The sequence below is a fragment of the Streptomyces sp. NPDC059828 genome, from assembly GCF_042731955.1.
Taxonomy (GTDB): Bacteria; Actinomycetota; Actinomycetes; order Streptomycetales; family Streptomycetaceae; genus Streptomyces.
In genome coordinates, this window is sequence record NZ_JBHWIW010000008.1 from 101,658 (window position 1) to 121,084 (window position 19,427).

Sequence of the window (19,427 nt, forward strand, 5' to 3'; positions counted from 1 at the left end):
ACGAGGCAGACGCATGCGTAGCAGACGCGCGCTCATGAGGAACCTCCCGACCGCGGAACCACCGGAGTGGCGACCATGTTCTGGATGTAGCTGTCGAACCAGCGGCCGTTGCCGAGGGTGTTGGTGAAGACCCGCACATACGGCGCGAGCAGCTTGACGCTGCGGTCGAGACTGGTCTGATTGCGTTCGAGCATCGTGACCACCGAGTTCAGGCCCGCGAGCGCCGGTCCGATCTCCCTGCGGTTGTCCTCGACCAGGCCGGACAGCTGGACGCCGAGGGCAGCCGAGCTCTTGAGCAGTGTGTGGATCGCCGCCCTTCGCCCGGAGATCTCCTTGAACAGCGCGTCTCCGTCCTTGACCAGCGTGGAGAACTCACCCGAACGCTTGGCCAGCACACCACTGATCCCGTTGGCGTGGCTGAGGAGTTCACGGAGCGCCTCGTCGCGGGAGGCGACCGTACGCGAGATCTTCGACAGGCCCTTGATGGACGCCCGCACCTCGGCGGGGGAGTCCTCGAAGGTGAGGGAGATGGTCTCCAGGGCAGTCGCCAGCCGCTCTGTGTCGACCTTCTCCGTCGTCGTCGTCAGATCGCTGAAGGCCGCCACGACGTCGTACGCGGGGGTCGTCCGGTTCAGCGGGATCTCGCTGCCCGGCTCCAACTGCCCGGAACCCTTCGGCTCGAGTGCGAGGTACTTGGCCCCCAGGATCGTCTTGACGCGGATGGCGGCGCCCGTCCTGGTGCCGAACCCGGGGTCACCCTTGACCCGGAAGGCCACCCTGACATGGTCTCCGTCCAGCTCCACCTCGTCGACCTTGCCGACCTTCACCCCGGCGATGCGGACCTCGTCGCCGGGCTTGAGACCGCCCGCTTCCGAGAACGCCGCACTGTAGTCCTCCCCGTCGCCGATGAGCGGCAGGCTGTCCGCCTTGAACGCGGCGACGGCGAGCAGCCCCAGCACGGTGAGGCCGCACGCCCCGATCACCACGGGGTTGCGCTCGCGGAACGGCACCATCATGTGCACCTCGCTCGGGCGACGTGGAGCTCGGGGGTGAGGACCTCCCGGGTCTTCGGCAGCACGATCCGGCCGTCGAAGTCGCAGAGGTAGAAGTTGAACCAGGAGCCGTACGAGGCCGTCCCCGTCAGCTTGTTGAGCTTGTTCGGCAGCCGCTTCAGCACGCCCTCCACCGTCTTCTCGTTCTTGTTCAGCGTTCCGGTGAGATCGGTCAGCTCGGCGATGTCGTCGCGCAACGGCGGCCGGGCGTCCTCCAGCAGGCCGGATGTGGCCTCCGTCAGCTCGCCGATGCTCACGAGTGAGTCACCGATGGGCTTGCGGTCGGCCGAAAGCCCGGAGACCAGCCGCTGCAACTGCTTGACCAGTCCGGAGAATCGGGCACTGCGCTTGTCCAGGGTTCCGAGAACCGTGTTGAGGTTGTCGATCACCGAGCCGATCAGTCTGTCGCGGTCCGCGAGCGTGGTGGTGAGCGAAGCCGTGTGCGCGAGCAGGCTGTTCACCGTTCCGCCCTCGCCCTGGAGCGTCTTGATGATCTCTGTGGCGAGCTGGTTCACGTCCTTCGGACTCAGCGCGGCGAAGAGCGGCTTGAATCCGTTCAGCAACGCGTTCAGATCGAGCGCGGGCTGGGTCCGGGACAGTGGGATCCGTCCACCCGGCGGCAGCCTGGTGGAGTCGCCGGAGCCCTCCGACAGCGCGATGTACCGCTGCCCCACCAGATTGCGGTAACGAATGACGGCGCCCGTGCTGGAGAGCAACGGACGGTCCTGGGCGACGGAGAAGGTGACCTCGGCGAGAGTGCGGTCCTTGATGCTGATGTCCTCCACCTCACCCACGCGTACACCGGCCACCCTGATGTCGTCGCCCTTCTCCAGACTGGTGACATCACTGAACACGGCGCGGTACGTGTGCTCGGGAGTGAAGGAGACGGTGACGATCGTGGCCGCGAGCAGCGTCGTCGCGAGCACCGTTACCACGGCGAACAGACTGAACTTGAGCAGCGGCGACGCGGTCTGCCCCGCGCCCTTGGCTCCTGCGGACGTCATGCGACACTCACCGCCGTTCCCCGGGCCATCGGCCCGAACAGCAGCGTCGCCACCGCGGGCACCTCATCGGCCGGCACACCCATGACGGGTGACACGAGTGAACCCACGGCACGCTGCTCCGACTCGGTGGCGGACACCCGGGGCGCGCCCGACGTACCGTCGTCGAGCTTGGTGGCAGGTGCCGGGACCCGCGGATGGGGCATCCCACGGCAGTCGGGCCCTGAACGCTCCGCATAGCGCGGTTCCTCGCCGGGCCGGTACGCCGGCCGGGGCCGGACGACTTCGAGAGTGATGCGCATTTCTCCGCCTCTGAAGGCCTGTTCCGACGCGGCCTCCTGCCTCACCAGGCCTTTGAGGAGACAGGGGTACTCCGGCGCGTAGCGGGCGAACAGCGCCAGCGTGGGACGGGAGACCCGGCCCAGCGTGATGAGCCTCCCGGCGTTCTCGTCGAGCACCTCGTCCGCGGTCCTGGCGACGGTCGCCGTGGAGGTGAACAGCTCGGCCAGCTGGTCCCGCTTCTCGACGATCGTGCGGCTCGTGGTGACCGTGTTCCGCAGGATCCTCATCAGATCGGGCGCGGCGTCCCCGTACAGCTCGACCACATCGGCGAACCGCGAGATGTCCTCCTTGATCGAAGGCATATGGGGGTTGATCCGGCGCAGATAGCCCTCCAGGCGGATGAGGTTGTCGCCGACGCGGTCGCCGCGGCCGTCGAGCGCCGTGGCGAATGCCGAGAGCGTGGCGTTGAGCTCGGCGGGCCGCACCGTGCGCAGCAGCGGCAGCAGGTCGTTCATCAGCTGCTGCAGCTCGATGCCGACCCTGGTGCGGTCCTGGGTGATGACGTCCCCGGCGCGGATGTGCCGGGCCGAGGACTCCCTGGAGGCCACGAGGTCGACGTACTTCTCGCCGAACAGCGTCTTGGGCAGCAGCCTCGCCCGCACGTCGGACGGGATCCGGGCGACGTGTTCGGGCCTGAGCGCGATGTCGAGCGTCGCCTTCTCACCGTCGGCCCGGACCTCCCGGACCTCGCCGACCAGCAGCCCGCGCAGCTTGACGTCGGCCCGGGGCTCCAACTGGTTGCCCAGCGTGCCCGCCTCCAGCGTGATGCGCACGACGGAGACGAACGCCTGTTGGTAGACGGCGACGGACAGCGACAGCAGCAGCGCGATGACGGCGATGAAGACGATGCCGTACACCCTCAGTCTCACGATCCGCACCGGCCCTACCCCGCAATCCGCACGGTCGTGTTGGCGCCCCAGATCGCCAGGCTGAGGAAGAAGTCCAGGACGTTGATGGCGACGATGGAGGTACGCACCGCCCGGCCGACCGCGACCCCCACGCCGGCCGGTCCGCCGCTCGCGTAGTAGCCGTAATAGCAGTGCACCAGGATGATCACGATCGCGAAGACGATCACCTTCCCGAACGACCACAGCACGTCGACCGGCGGCAGATACTGCTGGAAGTAGTGGTCGTACGTGCCCGCGGACTGCCCGTAGTAGCTGGTGGTGATCGTCCGGGCGGCGAAGTACGAGGACAGCAGCCCCACCACGTACAGCGGGATCACGGCGACGAAACCGGCGATCATCCGGGTGGTCACCAGGAACGGCAGCGAGGGAACGCCCATCACCTCCAGGGCGTCCGTCTCCTCGCTGATCCGCATCGCGCCCAGCTGGGCGGTGAATCCCGCCCCGACCGTCGCGGACAGCGCCAGCCCGGCCACCAGCGGCGCGATCTCACGGGTGTTGAAGTACGCGGACAGGAACGCCACGAAGTTGGAGGTGCCCAGCTGGTTGAGCGCCGTATAGCCCTGGAGGCCGACCTCCGTACCGGTGAAGAACGACAGGAAGGCGATCACGCCCACGGTCCCGCCGACGACGGCCAGAGCGCCGCGGCCGAAGCTCACCTCGGCCAGCAGCCGCAGGACCTCCTTCTTGTAGCGGCGCAGCGTGCGGCCGGTCCAGGCCAGCGAGCGCCCGTAGAAGGACAGCTGGGATCCCAGCTCCTCGAGGGAACGGAGCGGCCGCCCCACGAAACGGTTCACCAGAGCCATGGGTCAGCCCCTCTGCGGAACGACTTGGAAGTACACGGCGGTCATCACGAAATTCGTCACGAACAGCAACATGAAGGTGATCACCACCGACTGGTTCACCGCGTCGCCCACGCCCTTCGGCCCACCCTCGGCGGTCAGCCCCTTGTACGACGCGACGACGGCGGCGATGGCCCCGAACACCAGGGCCTTCAGCTCGGCCGCCCAGAGATCGGACAGCTGGGCGAGGGTGGTGAACGAGGCCAGATAAGCGCCGGGCGTGCCGTTCTGCAGGATGACGTTGAAGAAGTAGCCGCCGGCCACTCCCACGACCGACACGAGACCGTTGAGGAGCACCGCCACCACCATCGAGGCCAGGACCCGCGGGACGACCAGCCGGTGGATCGGATCGATGCCCAGCACCTGCATCGCGTCGATCTCCTCACGGATCTTGCGGGCCCCGAGGTCCGCGCAGATTGCGGTGCCGCCCGCCCCGGCGATCAGCAGCGCCGTGACGATCGGCGAGGCCTCCCGCAGCACCGCGAGCACCGAGGCCGCGCCCGAGAACGACTGCGCGCCCAGCTGCCGGGTCAGGCTGCCGATCTGGAGGGCGATGACCGCCCCGAAGGGGATCGAGACCAGAGCGGTGGGCAGGATCGTCACACTCGCGATGAACCAGGCCTGCTGGATGAACTCCCGCACCTGGAACGGGCGCCGGGGGAGTGTCCGCAGGACGTCCAGGGCCATCGCGAACAGGTTGCCCGATTGCCGCAGCGCTCCGACCGGATTGAGGCTCATGCGTCCGCCGTCCTTCCGCGGACCGCGGCCCGCACCTGCCGCAGCGACTCCCGGTCGGCGATCGTCTCCCAGCGCGGCGGCCGGTCTATCCCCGCACTGGGCAGCAGCCGCGGAGTCAGCTCGGGCAGGCCGGGTGGCGCCGGGTCGGCTCCCGCGCCGAGCTGTGCCAGCTCCTGTTCGACCTGGGCGGCGTCCTTCTCCTCCGCCATGCCGATGGGCCCCTGCATACGGCCGTTCAGGAACTGCCGTACGACCGGTTCGTCGCTGGTCAGCAGCTGTTCGCGGGGGCCGAACATCACCAGCTCCCGGCGGAACAGCAGCCCGATGTTGTCCGGCACCTGCCGCGCCGACGCGATGTCATGGGTGACGATCAGAAACGTTGCGTCGATCTGCGCGTTGAGATCGACGATCAGCTGGTTGAGATAGGCCACCCGGACCGGGTCGAGCCCGGAATCCGGCTCGTCGAAGAGAATGATCTCCGGGTCGAGCACCAGGGCGCGTGCCAGCCCGGCCCGTTTGCGCATACCGCCGGATATCTCGCCGGGCAGCTTCTCCTCCGCGCCGATGAGTCCGACCATGTCCATCTTCTCGAGGACGATCCGCCGGATCTCGCTCTCCGGCTTACGGGTGTGCTCCCGCAATGGGAAGGCGATGTTGTCGTACAGGTTCATCGACCCGAACAGCGCGCCGTCCTGGAAGAGGACGCCGAACAGCTTCCGAATCTCGTACAGGTCGTGCTCGCGCAGACCGGTGACGTCCGTGTCAGCGATCCGGATGGAGCCGCGGTCCGGCTTCAGCAGCCCGACCAGGGTCTTGAGGAACACCGACTTGCCCGTGCCCGAGGGGCCGAGCATGACCGAGATCTCCCCGGCGGGCAGCGTCAGCGAAACGTCCTGCCAGATGACCTGGTGGCCGAAGGACTTGGTCAGTCCTTCCACACAGATCTCGACACCCATCCGGTTCACCCTTCAGCCGTGGAGCTCCGACATCTGCTCTACGGGGAGGGCGGGCCCGTCCGTCGCTGGTGGGTGGAATTTTTTTTCGTGCCCCCGGAATCGGGGTGCGCCGAGCACACAGCCGGCACGCGGTCCCGGGCGGCGCCGGGCGCGGGGACCGCCTGCGCACCGGGTTCAGCGGCTGCGGAGCGCTTGCAGCGGTACGGGCGCGTGCAGCCCGGAGGTGCTTGGTCCGGACACCTCGGTTGTGTCGCCCGGGTCCGGTGCCTCGGGCAGGTCCGGCAGGGGTACCTCCGGCACCTCCGGCACCGCCGTCACCGCCGTCACCTCGGGGACGTCCGGGACGGCGGGCGCGGTCAGGGGCACCGAGGGCAGCTGAGGCAGCGGGGGTACGAGGGCACCGGCGTCCGCGGACCGCCCCGGCCGGCTGGTGGCGGCCGGCTGCGCGGCATCCCCGCCCTCGGCAGGGGCGGACGTGGTGGGGCGCGCACCGGGCATCGTCTTCGAGGATGGTGAGACCGAGGGGGCGGGGGGCCGCGAGGAGGGGCCTTTCGCGTCATGGGCGTAGGGCAGGATCAGACCTGCCACCGCCAGGGTCGCCGCCATCGAGGACACTGCCACTGCCTGGGCGTTCCCGCTCTGACGGCCCCGCCCGATCACCCACAGCGCCACGCCCAGCGTGGCCGCCAGCGAATTACGCAGTGTCCGGCGGGCCCGAGCCAGGAGGGACTCGACCGTCCGGTAGCTCAGGCCCATCCTCAGCGCGACCTGGCTGACGTCGAGGTCCTCCGACTTCAACCACAGCGCCTCGGCCTGGCGGGCAGGCAGCTCCTCGCTCCGCACTGCCAGCCACTTCGCCTCAGCGCGGTCGCAGACAGCCTCCTCCACCGGCACCGGGACCGGCGCGAGCAGTGTGGGACTGCTGCGCACCTCGGTCTCACGGTGCACCTGCCTGTAGCGGTCCACACACAACCGCGTGGTCACCGTGGTCAGCCAGGCGCCCAGCCGCTCGTCGTCCAGATGGGGATTCTCGGCGGCGCGGAGCATCGCCTCGTGCACGGCGTCCTCGGCGTCCTCCGGGCTCATCGACCTTCGGCGCGCCACCTTCAGCAACTGCTCACGGTGGCTCCACGCGTGCTGCCACCGCTCGCGGGCCGCGTCCGTGTCCGTCGTCATGAGGGCCCCTTCGCTCTCACCAGCCGGACAGGTGCGAGGCCCGGCACGGGGGAGGTTACCGTTGGGTTTCCGGGATTGTAGAGGGGCGGACGCGCATCGATTCCTTTCCGTTGCCCGACTGTCCGTCGCTGGTCAGGGCCTCGCACGGCAGCCGGCCGGGCAGATGGGCGATTTCCCGCAGTTCGAGCGGCCCTGGGGACGGTCCAGTTGCGCCGGCTTGGACACGGGCGGACTCGCAGCAGGCCTGACCGGGTGCGGCCCCACAAGGTGTACCACTCCCACCGTAACTGGGAGAACCTTCGCAAACGCGGCATCAAGGAGGCCGTCCCGGTGTCGGCGAACACGGGCCGCAGCCCCCGCCTCCCGCCGTGGCACCTGGCCGCGAGCGCCACGATGATGCTTCCGGCGGCGCCTGCGTCGTCATCGGCTCAGCTCAGCTCAATCGGCGAACGAGCCGTGCCGCCCTGCCCCGGATGCGAAGCGCGCGGCACCGGAGAGGGTCTCACCCGCTGACAGCGGCACCAGACCGTGCCGGAGCTCGGCCGACAGCGCCTCGGCCTCGGACAGCCCGTGCTGCTCCCGTACGGACAGACGGTCGTGGCGCAGGCACAGCTGGGGGAACGCAGAGATCTGCCGGGCGAGCTCCTCGGCCGCTTCTCGTGCTTTCCCTGGTGGGACAAGTCGGTTCGCGAGGCCGATCGTGTACGCCTCGGCGGCTGTGACCGCTCGGCCGGTCAGGATCAGGTCCATCGCGCGGCTCTCGCCGATCAGCCGCGGCAGACGGACCGTACCGCCGTCGATCAGCGGCACACCCCACCGGCGGCAGAACACCCCGAGGACTGCGTCCTCCTCGACCACGCGCAGATCGCACCACAGGGCCAGCTCCAGCCCACCCGCCACGGCATGACCCGCCACGGCCGCGATGACCGGCTTGCTCAGGCGCAGCCGTGTCGGCCCCATGGGCCCGTCGCCGTCGGGATCCACCCGGTTCCCGCGTTCGGTGCCGACGGCCTTGAGGTCGGCACCCGCGCAGAACGTCCCGCCCTCGCCCCAGAGCACCGCGACCGCACTGTCCTCATCGGCATCGAACGCCCGGAAGGCGTCAGCCAGTTGCCGGGCCGTCGGTCCGTCCACGGCGTTTCGGGCGGCCGGGCGGGACAGCACCACCGTCGTCACGGGCCCATCCCGCTCGACGCGGACGGCGGGGACGGCGTCGTGGGCTGCCGGAGTCGCTGAGGTATCCGTCATGGCGGCATTCTCACCTGCGCGCGGGCCGGGTACCAGAGCGGTCCTCGCGTCCCTCCAACGAGACGCGGTCCGCTGAGTAAGCGCGCTGCGTTTCTGAGTAGGTGTACTCAAGGCGTGACGATCTACGTCGACCACAGTGGTGCGCAGACCGATGACAGGAGAGTGACATGCTCGTATCCCGTAGCAGCATCAGCCAGCTTGCCGGGGCCTCCGAACGCCGCAGGGGACGGATTGCCGCGGCTGCCGCTTGCACGGCCGTGGTGGCGGCGGTCGCGCTCGCCGGCTGCTCCATCCAGGACGATATCTGCAGTGATGGCGAGTACCCGGTCATGACCGTGGGAGGCACCGGTTCCGCGTGTGTCCCGGACGGCGAGCAGCCTCCGAAGGGCTATGCACGCTACCCGCAGGGCAAGGTGCCGCAGAAGGTCGACGACGAGTGGGACGTCTACTGGCGCACGCACACGCTCGACGAGAGCGGCAAAATTATCGATGCGCCGGACGCTGGATGAGATGAGCACCGAGCCTCACTGCTGACGCCGGACTGCGGCGAAGGCACTGAAGTGGTGTGTCCAGCGGGTGGCGTCGAGAGCTTGGCGAGCACACGGCGGACGACTCGCGAGCAGCCGATGAGCGCCAGGACCGGCCGATGACGGTCGACCAGTGCCGGCCGGCGCTTCCCGGGGTGTTCTCCATCCCCGCGCTCGGCCCAGTGCCGTCCGGGGCGAGGTGGCAGCCCCGCAGCCCCGCAGCCCCCGCCCCGGTGGACCGGGCCGCTGGCGGCCTGCTGAAACGGGCCGCGGTCACCCGGGTCGAGGTCCGCCGCCGCCCGTCGTCGGTCTATGACGAGCTGACCGGCACCCGCCCCTTCGCCATCAAGCCGAGCACGAAGGAATCGCCTTGAGCGAGCTGGTCTCCACCCGCATCCCCAACACGGCCAGCGAGCTGAGCCTGCCCTGGCCAGCCGAGGCCGTTTCGATCGGATCCTGCGCGGCTTGCCATACTTCCCGAATGGAGATGCAGGCGATGGAGGCGGCGCGGCGTTGGCTGGCTGACCAGGGCGTAAGCCAAGTGCGCGACGGGTGGGTGAGCGCCGAGGCGCCGGACGTGCTGCTCACAGCCAACCAAGTCGCGCATGCCTGGGCCGGCGATGTGTTCTCCGAGGATCTGGAGGCAGCTGACCAGGCCCAGCTGGCTTTCGGGTTGCTGGACCTCCTCGACGACTACTGGGTGACGTGCGAGATCGGGTTCGCGAACAGGCGTGCGGAGGGCGCCATGCCGGATGACGTGCTGTGGGACGGCTACCGCCGGCGCCTTGAGGCGGACCGGGACGTCGAAGCCGTCACCTACTCGCTGTGGGTGGACTGGTTCGAGGACCACACCACTTCCGCGACGGCCTTCGCCGAAGTGCTCGGCAACGACATGGACCGAGTGGTGGCCGAGCGATCGGAAGCCCTGCTCCGCCGAGCCCGTCGGGTTCTGGACTGTTCGGGTCCGGTGCCCTGGCCGGTGAAGGAGCCGACGTACCGCACCGCCGTGCAGCTCCCCGCCCTGCACTCAGCCCTCTTCAAGGGCCTCCGGGCCGGCTACCACGACGTCTACGGCGACCTGGAACCGGCCGCCGCACTGGCCCTCCTCGACCAGCTCAACCTCCCGGCCGACACTCAGCACCTCGCGCAATTGCGCCATGTGCTCGCCGCAGGGCACAAGAACCACTACCGCAGTCCCCGCGCCTGGGACGATGCCGTGCGTTCCTGCTCCTGAGTCGTGTACCTCGCGGCCCCAAAGAGGTTGCCCGCGACGTGGAGTCCGGCCAGGTAGATGGTCGCGGTCTTCTCATAGGGGGTGGCGATACCTCAGCACTGCTTCAAGCGGTTGATGCGCCGCGCGACGGTGCAGGGCGCAGCAGGGCTCCCGAAGGGGCGCGCAGTACCGAGGGCAACCTCGCGAAGTGTGCCGCGAAGTGCTGCTTTGTTGGGGGACGATGGCCCTCGGCGGTCGTCAACGGTGGCGGCCCTGCTCGTAGATGAGGAGGCCTGCGTGCGGTTAGAGGTGCACTTGGAATCGGGTGCGGGGGATCTGCGGTCGTTGCAGGCCTGGTTGCGGTCAGACCCTGATGTGCGCAGGTCCGCTGTGACCGAGCTGCGCGGGAATACGCCGCAGCCGGGGGAGATGGGCACCGCACTGGACATGCTGCAGCTGGTGACGGGGAACGGGTGGAGTGCGGCGTCGTTCGTGCTGGCACTGGTGGCGTGGCGGCAGACCCGGCCGCAGCGGCCGCGGGTGGAGATCCGGCGCGGAGAGACGGTCATCGTCCTCACCGATTGCACGCCTGAGGACATTGAGCGGGCGACCAGAGCGCTGGACGCTCCTCCGGACGAGGACCGGGACTCGTGAGTGTCCTGCCCGACCCCGGGGCCTCACGAGCGGTGCTGATCGGCACCAGCCGCTACGACCACCTCGAGCAGTTGCCCGCCGTCACGAACAACCTGATCGACCTTGCCGACACCCTGAGCGGTCCGCTCTCCCTGCGCATGCCCGCCCCGCACGTGACTGTTGTCGAAAACCCGCCTGAGCCGGCCACCGTGATGGAACCGCTGCGCCAGGCAGCCGAGGAGGCCATCGACACCCTGATCGTCTACTACGCCGGGCACGGCCTCATCGACCCTCACGACGCGCTCACGCTCGCCCTGCCGCACACACAACCCGACCGGGTCGAGACCTGCCTGAACTATGACTGGCTGCGCCGGATCCTCCTGGGCTCGCGCGCGGAGCGTCACATCGTCCTCCTCGACTGCTGCTACAGCGGCCTCGCCCTGGGCAGGATGAGCGCCTCACAGGGACTCGCCGACCAGGCCGCGGTGGAAGGCACCTTCCTGCTCGCCGCCTCCGCCGAGACCCGCACCGCCCTGGCACCGGTCGGCGACACCCACACGGCCTTCACCGGTGCCCTCCTCGACACACTGCGCCACGGCATCCCCGGCGGCTCGCCGCTGCTCGACCTGGAAGCCATCTACCAACACCTGCGCCGGACCCTGGAAGCGCGGGGACATCCCGTTCCCCAGGCCAGGAACCGCAACAGCGGCGCCCAGGTGGCGCTCGCCCGCAACCACGCAGATCTTCCCGCAGCCCCGGTCACCACCGCGGCCAGCACCGAGCCCGACCGTCGCCCCTGGCCCGACCCCGCCTCGATCCGCACCGTCACCGGCTTCTTCACCAACCTCGCGGCCGTGCGGGAGGCCAGCGGCCTGACCCAGCAGGAGGTCAGCCGCCGCTCAGCCGGACGCATCTCCGTGGCAAGCATCAGCAGACTGGTCAACCGAGACACGCTCCCTGCGACCTGGGCCACCACAGCCGCCTACTTGTCTGCCTGCGGCGTACCCGACGACCAGATCAGTCAATGGAAAGGCTCCTGGCACCAATTGCACCAAGCCGCGGCCGTGACGCAGCAGGCGCGCGCTGAGGCGCCCCGCGGTGAAACCGCTAAACCCACAACGCCGCGACGACGGCTCTCCAACCTGTGGCGCCGCCCTGGTCACTGACCAGGGCCGGCCGAGGCCGAAGCTCCCGGCGGGCTGGGCCGAGGGGCTTTCTCCGTGTGGCCGGATTCGTTCCCGACAAGGGTGTTCCACCCTGCGATGGCCAAGAGGCCGACCACGAGAATCACGCCCGTGGACGGCTTCTTCCACCGGCTCGACGCCGATGAGGGCTTCACATAGTGCCCTGCTCGGTAATACCCCTTGCGATTCTGCGCCACAGTCCCACATCCCCCGAGGCCGACCCGACCGATACGCGCACGAGTGTCTCAGCGACCGTCCCATTACGGTTCTTGAACTGCTGAACGTGGCTGATTCTGCACTTTGGCCGCCGAGTGGTAACCCAATATCTGGCCGCCCCATGAAGCTGCAGGAACATGCCGGCCTATCGCTATGCCCACTGCATACCCAGCTCGTGTGGACGATCGCGCTGTTCCCAGGGGTACGTTCACGCAATTCCCCAGGCCGAATCCACGTCGCTGTCGAGGAAGGACACCGTGACGGCCGACCCCCGTTCTCTGGACGAGGCTCGTCAGGCAGCGCCGTCCGGCGTCAGCGAAGTCCGTGACTTGCCAGCCCGCTGTGAACGCCTCCGTGTCGTCGATACCCCGGCTGCCCGCATGAGAGGCCGGGACGGCGGACCCCAACGCGCCTCGTCGGCAGTGTCCTCGTCCAGGAGGCGGTGAAGCAGCTGCCCGCCCTGGCTCGGCGGAGGGGTCAAGCCACCCGGCGTTCACCTCGGCGTGAGGGGATTACAGGTACCGAGTTCAGCGCAGACCAGTAGGAGGTCACGTTGACATGCTCACTGCGATGCCGGGTTTCCGACGGCTCGCCCCACCCTCTGGAGAGTGCGCCTTGCGCCATTCACAACGACGTTTCACGGCCGTGTTGCTGGTTGGAACGCTGATACCCGGTTCGCTGCTCACCTCGCAGGCCTCGGCCACGAGCGCGTCGGCCGCGTCCCCTCGCGTCGCCGAAGTGCGCCATCCCGCCGCGTACGTGGACCCCTTCATCGGGACAGCACGCAACGGCACCACCTGGCCGGGCGCCACCCTGCCGTTCGGAATGATCGCCTGGAGCCCTACCAGCACCAAGGGCGACCAGACCAGCACCGGAGCCGCCAACGGATACCAGTACGACGTCACCAGGGTCCGCGGCTTCAGCCTCACTCACCTCAATGGCGCGGGCTGCAACCCCGGGGCCGCTGGGGACGTCCCGATCATGCCGTACACCGGGGAGATCACCGACTCCCCTTCGGCCGACAGCGCGGACCGGATCTATGCCAGCGACTTCTCTCACACCCAGGAAGAAGCCCGCCCCGGCCACTACAAGGTGACCCTCGCCTCCGGAGTGACCACGGACCTCGCCGTCACCCAGCGGGCCGGAGTGGGGGAGTTCGTCTTCCCCGAGGGCAGCCCCGCCAAGCTGCTGTTCCGTACGTCCAATTCGCTCAACGGCAGCGAGGACGCGGACATCCGCATCGACCCCGGGCGGCGCGAGGTCACCGGGTCCGTGCTGACCGGAGCCTTCTGCGGGCGGCGTGCCAATGGCGGCGTCAACAACCGCAAGAGCTACTACCGGCTGCACTTCGTGGCCCGCTTCGACCGCGCGTTCAGCGACACCGGCACCTGGCGCGACGCCGAGGTCCGGCACGGCGCCACCGAGGCGTCAGGCGGCGAGGGATACGCAACCGGAGCAGACCGGGCGGGACGCGGCTCCGGCGGCTGGGTCGGGTTCGACACGAGCGGGAACGACGCTGCGAAGCGCACGGTGCGGATGCGTCTGGGCATCTCGTACGTCAGCGGCACCGCGGCAGCCGAGAACCTGAACGCCGAAGTCAGACATCATGACAACGTTGCCTCGGTGGCCGAACGCGGCTATCGCACCTGGGACGATCAGCTTCGCCGTATCCGGATCAGCGGCGGCACCACGGAGCAGCGCACGGCGTTCTACACAGCCCTGTACCACGCCCTGATGCAGCCCAATGTGATGAACGACGTGAACGGCCGCTACATGGGCATGGACGGCAGGGAGCACCGACTGGCCAAGGGGCAGCGCGCCCAGTACAGCAACTTCTCCGGCTGGGACCAGTACCGCGCCCAGATCCAGCTCCTCGCACTCCTCGAACCCCGCCTCGCGGGGGACTTCGCCCAGTCCCTGTACCACTACGCACAGCAGAACGACGGAGTGTGGGACCGCTGGGTGCATGTCACCGGTGCCACCCATGTGATGACCGGCGACCCCTCTGCCGCGACCCTGGCGACCTTCTACGCCATGGGCGTGCGGAACTTCGACGCCGAGGGCGCCTTCGCCTCCTTCGTACGCCAGGCCACCGTGCCGCATCCCGACGGGCTCTCCGACGCCGGCTGCCCCGGTCAGTGCGTCGGTGTCCGGCCCAATCTGGCGCAGTACCTCGACTCGCACTACGCCGCTCAGGACGTCTGCCACTGCTGGGGCGGCGCGGCGGAGACGCTGGAGGCGTCCGTCGCCGACTCGGCGCTCGCGCAATGGGCGGGCCTGCTCGGCCGGCAGGAACTGCACGAGCGGTTCTCCGAGCGCGGGACCTACTGGAAGAACGTGTTCAACCCTTCGGCCACGCCCGGTGAGGGATATATCCAGGCGCGCAGCCTCGACGGCAGCTGGGTACCCGGCTTCACCCCGGCCACGGGCACCGGCTTCGCGCAGGGCAGCAGTGCCACGTACACATGGATGGTGCCCCAGGACGTGTCGGGGCTGGCCTCGGCGATGGGCGGACGCCAGACCGCGGCGGCGCGCCTCGACGGCTTCTTCCACAAGCCGGACGGCAGCTGGTCGCTCGCCGGCGGGGACCCGCTGAGGTACGACCCGACCAACGAGCCGGGAATCCACGCTCCCTGGTTGTACAACGCGTTCGGCCAGCCGTGGAAGACACAGGAGACCGTGCGGGAGATCGTCAACACGGTGTACGGGCCGGGCCCGAGTGGCCTGCCCGGCAACGATGACCTCGGCACGCTGTCCGCCTGGTACGTCTTCGCCGCCCTCGGCATGTACCCACAGACACCGGGCCGCGCCGAAATGCTGCTGTCCGCGCCACTGTTCCCCCGCGCCGTGCTGCACCGCGACGGTCGCCGGCCGATCATCGTGACCGCCCCCGAAGCCTCAGCAGCGAACCGCTACGTCAACGGCGTCACCATCGACGGCCGGGACCACGACCAGGCCTGGGTGAGCGGCTCGCTGGTCGCTCACGGCGGGAGCATCGCCTTCCGTCTCGGTGCGAGCCCGAACACCCGGTGGGGGACCGACGAGAGGGCGCTGCCGGTGGACTTCCGCTAAGGCGTGCTTCAGAAGTCGCTGGCTGCCTGGCCGGCCGCCCGGGGAGGTCGCGGGCGGCCGGCGCACGGTGCGCCGTGAAGCACCCGGCAGCGCGGCCACGCTCCTGATGAAGCTCTGTGTGTCGCGAGCGGAAACCGCAGACAAGCCTCGGTACTCGAAGGAACAGCCCGGGTACGCAACGCCCGCTCCAGCCCTCCACGATCTCGCGCGTCCGATCGCAAGGCAATATGCCCGTGAAGCCGCTCCCCAGTCTGATCTAGGGTGCTGTCCGACTGTCGACTGACGGACAAGAACGAGGGGGATCCGACATGAGAGCAAGTGTGCACGTGACTGTAGGAGCTGCGGTCGCTGTGGTCGCATCACTGCTGGGGGGACAAGCGACAGCAGCAGAGCGCCCTGGTTGGCGGGACTTCTCCGGACCGTCGGACGGTTTTGGTGACCTGGTGGTCATCCACCCGGACACGAGTGCGTCCTTCTTCTGGGGAACGGGCACAGGGAGTCTGCGCACCCATCACCAGTACTGGGGCTCGGGAGCCGGTTTCAACCTTTTCGTACCCTTCAGTGATCTGACCGGAGACCGCTGTAACGACCTCATCAGCCGCCGGAAGAACGGTGACTTGTACGCGGAGCAGATTCACTGCTCTCCTGGTATGGGCGGGCAGTTCGACCTGAGCCACCGCCTGGGGACCGGCTGGAACCAGTTCAACGTTCTGACCTCACCAGGCGACATGACGGGTGACGGCCGCGCCGACCTGGTAGCCCGCCAGACAAGCACCGGCGACATGTACTTGTACGCGAACAATGGGACCGGCGGACTCGAGGCCAAGGGACGCATCGGCAAGAACTGGAAGACCTACCGTGCCGTATTCGGAGCGGGCGACATCAATGGGGACGGCATCGGCGACATCCTCGCGGTCGACCGCAGCGACTCCCTGTGGCGCTACGACGGGACAGCCGCCGGAACGCTCAAGCCCCGCGTCCTCGTGTTCGGCAATCGGTGGGCCACCGGCCGCAACGCATTCGTGGGCGTGGGCGACATCACGGGAGACGGCCGCCCTGACCTGATCTCCCAGAACACGCAAGGGCAGCTGCTACGCAACAACGGCACCGACAAGAGCACGTTCCGTTCCACCGTCAAGATCGCCACGGCTGGCTGGGGAGGCAAGAAAATCTTCTGACGGCCGCACGGGCTACAGCGTCTTGTGCCAGCTCACCGTCGCGTCCGGTCTCGCTGCTGAGGGCGAGTCCCCGCTGGACGGACGAGGCGAACCGCAGGGTCGGCCGACAGGTCGTCAGGCCTGTCACCCCGCAGGAGACGACCAGCGCTCTCCACAACCTGGCCACCGACGAGGTGATGCAGCGGTCGGTGATCTCCCGGTGATCTGACGGCTCGGCCGGTTCACGCCTGGAACTGGGTGAGATCGATGCTGTACACGCGCAGCGGATATCCGTACACCGGGTGTGGCTTCACGTATTCCGGCACCATGTCCAGCTTGCGGATGACGTTCTCGGACGCTTCGTTACCCACCCGGTTGATGCTGATCAGCCGGTCGAGGCCGCGGTCCTGGAGTGCGAACTCCATGGTGGCTTGGGCGGCTTCGGACGCGTATCCCTGGCCCCAGAACTGTGAGCCCAGCCGCCAGCTGATCGCCACGGCGGGCAGCACCTCCGGCAGGAACTCGGGCACGGACAGACCCGTGAAGCCGACCAGTTCACCCGAGGCCAGCAACTCGACGGCGAAGAGTCCGAAGCCCTCCTCGTCCCACTCTTCCTCGGCTCTCTCGATGGCCTCCGCCGTGTAGTCCAGGTCGCGCGCCGAGCCGTCGTCAATCCAGTGCATGACCCGCGGGTCCGCGTTGATGTCCGCCATGGGCGCAAGGTCGTCGTCATGCCAGCGGCGGAGGAGGAGGCGGGGGGTGCGGATCTCGGTCATGGCGCCCATCCTGCCGAAGGCAACGGCCCCATCGGTAATCGGCGCTGCTGTGTCGCCTCTCCAAGGCCGCAAATTACAAGAAGCGTGACTATTTGTCTCCAGGAAGCATGTGCTCCAGGTGTTCGGGCATCTGGCCGAGCGTGCGTTCGGCCGGTGAGCACAGGCACCCGCGGGCCTGCGGAGACCGCGCCCGGCACCATGCCGGCGCCCCGAGCCTCGATTCTGATGCGCAACACGCCGACCTGGAACCCGTGTCCCCCGCTTCATCGCCGAGCTCGTTCCAGAGCATGTACATGGCCGGAGGGGCTAACCAAAGCGCTCAGTCACACCTGCTGAGACTGAGCGCTGGGCCCCAGGCGGGGGCCGGGAATGCCGTGGCGCAGCAGACAGCGCACCCGGCAGGCGCTCGACTCGCCATCGGGGACGGCCGGAGCAGCGCCGAGGCAACTGGTTGAGCCCAGGGCGTCGGCGCCAAGCCGAACACAAGGGAAGGATGGGTCCGGTGGACACCGATTTCATGCGAGGGTGATGCGCTCTACCTGAGCCGTCGGCACAGAGACGACGGGTTCGGCGCTGCCTGCCCGGTCCCGGTCATGGCGTCGGCAGCACGCGCGCGTGCGCGGCGGCCAGCGCGACGTCCACTGCCTGGTCCGCGGTCGCTTCGTCGACGGGTTCACCGGTGAACACGAGGCGGAAGTAGATCGGCGCGACCAGGGCTTTGAGAAGTTCGGCGGGGTCGGTCTCCATGGGCAGTTCGCCGCGTTCGACGGCTCGGGTGACAACGGGTTCCGCCCGCCGGAAGCGGTCCTCGAACAGCGCGCGCTTGATCTCGGCGAGCTGGGGCATGCGCTCGGCGTCCGAGAGAGCGGTGGTGAGCAGGGCACGGCCCGCCTGCGTGGTCATGGTCGCGACGAGGGAGCGGGCCAGTGCGCGCAGGTCGCTCTCCACCGCCCCTGTGTCGGGGATCGGGATGTCGGTGGCGAAGTGGCAGGCCAGTGCGTCCGCGACCAGGCCGTCGGAGGTTTTCCAGTTCCGGTAGATCGTCGTCTTGTGTACGCCGGCCCGCTGGGCGACGGCGTCGACGGTCAGTGCGGCATACCCCGTCTCCGCGAGCTCCTTGATGGTCGCCGCCAGCACGGCGGCACGCATCTTGTTGCCGCGCCCGACAGCGGGGCCACGCCCTGAGGCCGACTCGACAGACTTCATTGCAACTCCTAGTTGCGTTATTGGTGACACCTGCGACAGTATCAAGGCATTGCAACTTTCAGTTGCGATATGGCCGCGCTCCCCTGCGTCCACAAGCCCCCACCCGTCGATTGAGGTTCCCATGATCCGTGTCCCCCAGGCCTCCGCCCAAGCCGCGCTGAGCGACCCGTGGACGCCGGACTCCATCCCCAGCCAGTCCGGGCGTCTGGTCATGGTCACCGGCGCCAACAGCGGCATCGGATACATCACCGCTCGCGAACTCGCCCGCCGCGGTGCCCAAGTCGTCCTGGCGTGCCGCAGCCGCGATCGCGGGTGTGAGGCGATCGAGCGCCTACGGACCGAGGTCCCCGGCGCTCACGTGGAACTGCGCCTGCTCGACCTCGCCGACCTGCAGTCCGTCCGCCGCTTCGCCGAGGGCTGGAGTCACGACCGCCTCGATCTCCTGGTCAACAACGCCGGCATTGCCATGGTGCCGTTCTCCCGGACCGCCGACGGCTTCGAGTCCCAGTTCGGCGTCAACCACCTCGGCACGTTCGCGCTCACCGGCCTGCTCGTGCCCCACCTGCTGAACGCTCCGGATCCGCGTGTGGTCACGGTCAGCAGTGAAGGCCAGCGATTCGCCCGGTTCGACATGGGCAACCTCGACGCTGAGCGCGGCTATCGGACCGTGTACGCCTATATCCAGTCGAAACGGGCGAATCTGTACTTCGCCACGGAACTACAGCGCAGGGCCGTCGCCGCCGGGCTGAGGTTGCGCAGCATGGCCGTCGCCCCGGGACTCACTCGCTCCAACGTGCTCACCGGCGGCGCCAACAGCACCCGGGGCCGCGCTCACGGAACGCTCATGCGCCTGCTGTTGCGCAGTGCCTTCCGGCCCACGCCGGAGGGGGCCAAGACCTCCCTGTACGCAGCGACCGTCCCCGACCTGGCCGGAGGTAGCTACGTCGTGCCCGACGGGCCGCTCCAGCTCCGAGGTGAACCCGTCCTCCGCACTCGGGAACGCGCCATCCAGGACGCCGCCACCGCCCGCCGATTGTGGGTGCTTTCGGAACGGCTCACCAGTGTGCGCTACCCCTTGCCCGCAAATCCCCCTTCTCAGGATTGAGCAGTACCGAAATGCCGCGGTGACCCTGCCGGACCGTGTCGATTCATCACCGGTGCGCGCGGAGAGCCGGCGTTGTGC

Annotated in this window: 19 protein-coding genes; 9 read left to right on the forward strand and 10 right to left on the reverse strand. The window is 68.7% G+C overall.

The genetic code is table 11. The features are described from left to right. Positions 1 to 32: 32 nt before the first annotated feature. From ACFV6V_RS07485 to ACFV6V_RS07520, 8 genes are all read right to left on the reverse strand, one after another. The gene (locus ACFV6V_RS07485; protein ID WP_385560629.1) at positions 33 to 1,013 is read right to left on the reverse strand and encodes an MCE family protein; all 981 of its coding nucleotides are present in this window, start codon (positions 1,011 to 1,013) and stop codon (positions 33 to 35) included. Next, positions 1,013 to 2,056, reverse strand: coding sequence for an MCE family protein (locus tag ACFV6V_RS07490; protein ID WP_385560466.1), 1,044 nt, complete (start codon positions 2,054 to 2,056; stop codon positions 1,013 to 1,015). Before ACFV6V_RS07490 ends, ACFV6V_RS07485 begins: the two co-directional genes overlap by 1 nt. Then, on the reverse strand, positions 2,053 to 3,273 hold the full coding sequence (locus ACFV6V_RS07495; protein ID WP_385560468.1) for an MCE family protein: 1,221 nt from the start codon (positions 3,271 to 3,273) through the stop codon (positions 2,053 to 2,055). Before ACFV6V_RS07495 ends, ACFV6V_RS07490 begins: the two co-directional genes overlap by 4 nt. A 5-nt stretch (positions 3,274 to 3,278) precedes the next feature. Then, positions 3,279 to 4,106 carry an MlaE family ABC transporter permease gene (locus ACFV6V_RS07500; RefSeq protein ID WP_385560470.1) on the reverse strand — a complete coding sequence of 276 codons (828 nt, stop codon included), beginning with the start codon at positions 4,104 to 4,106 and terminating at the stop codon, positions 3,279 to 3,281. A 3-nt stretch (positions 4,107 to 4,109) separates the two neighbouring features. Then, positions 4,110 to 4,880, reverse strand: a complete 771-nt coding sequence (locus ACFV6V_RS07505) for an MlaE family ABC transporter permease (RefSeq protein ID WP_385560473.1) — start codon at positions 4,878 to 4,880, stop codon at positions 4,110 to 4,112. After that, positions 4,877 to 5,836, reverse strand: a complete 960-nt coding sequence (locus ACFV6V_RS07510; protein WP_385560475.1) for an ABC transporter ATP-binding protein — start codon at positions 5,834 to 5,836, stop codon at positions 4,877 to 4,879. The genes ACFV6V_RS07505 and ACFV6V_RS07510 overlap by 4 nt, the downstream gene beginning before the upstream one ends. Positions 5,837 to 6,010: 174 nt before the next feature. After that, positions 6,011 to 7,012: a sigma-70 family RNA polymerase sigma factor gene (locus ACFV6V_RS07515; protein ID WP_385560478.1), complete on the reverse strand. Its 1,002-nt coding sequence runs from the start codon at positions 7,010 to 7,012 to the stop codon at positions 6,011 to 6,013. A 438-nt stretch (positions 7,013 to 7,450) separates the two neighbouring features. Then, a complete protein-coding gene (locus tag ACFV6V_RS07520) occupies positions 7,451 to 8,260 on the reverse strand; it encodes a crotonase/enoyl-CoA hydratase family protein (protein ID WP_385560481.1) in 810 nt (269 codons plus the stop codon). Between the two features lie 167 nt (positions 8,261 to 8,427). Between ACFV6V_RS07520 and ACFV6V_RS07525 the strand changes: the two genes are divergently transcribed. The 8 genes from ACFV6V_RS07525 (at position 8,428) to ACFV6V_RS07560 (ending at position 16,486) form a co-directional block, all read left to right on the forward strand. Next, positions 8,428 to 8,769: an SCO0607 family lipoprotein gene (locus ACFV6V_RS07525; RefSeq protein ID WP_385560484.1), complete on the forward strand. Its 342-nt coding sequence runs from the start codon at positions 8,428 to 8,430 to the stop codon at positions 8,767 to 8,769. A gap of 137 nt (positions 8,770 to 8,906) precedes the next feature. Next, entirely contained in the window at positions 8,907 to 9,161 is a 255-nt protein-coding gene (locus tag ACFV6V_RS07530; RefSeq protein WP_385560486.1) for a hypothetical protein, read from the forward strand. A gap of 107 nt (positions 9,162 to 9,268) precedes the next feature. Next, the gene (locus ACFV6V_RS07535) at positions 9,269 to 10,021 is read left to right on the forward strand and encodes a hypothetical protein (RefSeq protein ID WP_385560489.1); all 753 of its coding nucleotides are present in this window, start codon (positions 9,269 to 9,271) and stop codon (positions 10,019 to 10,021) included. 288 nt (positions 10,022 to 10,309) lie between these two features. Next, positions 10,310 to 10,654 (forward strand): hypothetical protein, encoded by a 345-nt coding sequence (locus ACFV6V_RS07540; protein ID WP_385560632.1) that lies wholly within the window; start codon positions 10,310 to 10,312, stop codon positions 10,652 to 10,654. Then, entirely contained in the window at positions 10,651 to 11,799 is a 1,149-nt protein-coding gene (locus tag ACFV6V_RS07545) for a caspase family protein (RefSeq protein WP_385560492.1), read from the forward strand. Before ACFV6V_RS07540 ends, ACFV6V_RS07545 begins: the two co-directional genes overlap by 4 nt. Positions 11,800 to 12,603: 804 nt before the next feature. After that, positions 12,604 to 15,105, forward strand: a complete 2,502-nt coding sequence (locus ACFV6V_RS07550; protein WP_385560495.1) for a GH92 family glycosyl hydrolase — start codon at positions 12,604 to 12,606, stop codon at positions 15,103 to 15,105. Positions 15,106 to 15,455: 350 nt separating this feature from the next. Further along, positions 15,456 to 16,283: an FG-GAP repeat domain-containing protein gene (locus ACFV6V_RS07555; protein WP_385560498.1), complete on the forward strand. Its 828-nt coding sequence runs from the start codon at positions 15,456 to 15,458 to the stop codon at positions 16,281 to 16,283. Between the two features lie 56 nt (positions 16,284 to 16,339). Continuing rightward, a complete protein-coding gene (locus ACFV6V_RS07560; protein ID WP_385560635.1) occupies positions 16,340 to 16,486 on the forward strand; it encodes a DUF6192 family protein in 147 nt (48 codons plus the stop codon). A gap of 18 nt (positions 16,487 to 16,504) precedes the next feature. On the opposite strand, the gene ACFV6V_RS07565 is transcribed toward ACFV6V_RS07560, so the two are convergent. Further along, the gene (locus ACFV6V_RS07565) at positions 16,505 to 17,038 is read right to left on the reverse strand and encodes a GNAT family N-acetyltransferase (protein WP_385560501.1); all 534 of its coding nucleotides are present in this window, start codon (positions 17,036 to 17,038) and stop codon (positions 16,505 to 16,507) included. Positions 17,039 to 17,629: 591 nt separating this feature from the next. Then, positions 17,630 to 18,244, reverse strand: coding sequence for a TetR/AcrR family transcriptional regulator (locus ACFV6V_RS07570; protein ID WP_385560504.1), 615 nt, complete (start codon positions 18,242 to 18,244; stop codon positions 17,630 to 17,632). A 121-nt stretch (positions 18,245 to 18,365) separates the two neighbouring features. Here ACFV6V_RS07570 and ACFV6V_RS07575 point away from each other — a divergent pair, with 121 nt between their 5' ends. After that, entirely contained in the window at positions 18,366 to 19,349 is a 984-nt protein-coding gene (locus ACFV6V_RS07575) for an oxidoreductase (RefSeq protein WP_385560507.1), read from the forward strand. Positions 19,350 to 19,427: the final 78 nt, after the last annotated feature.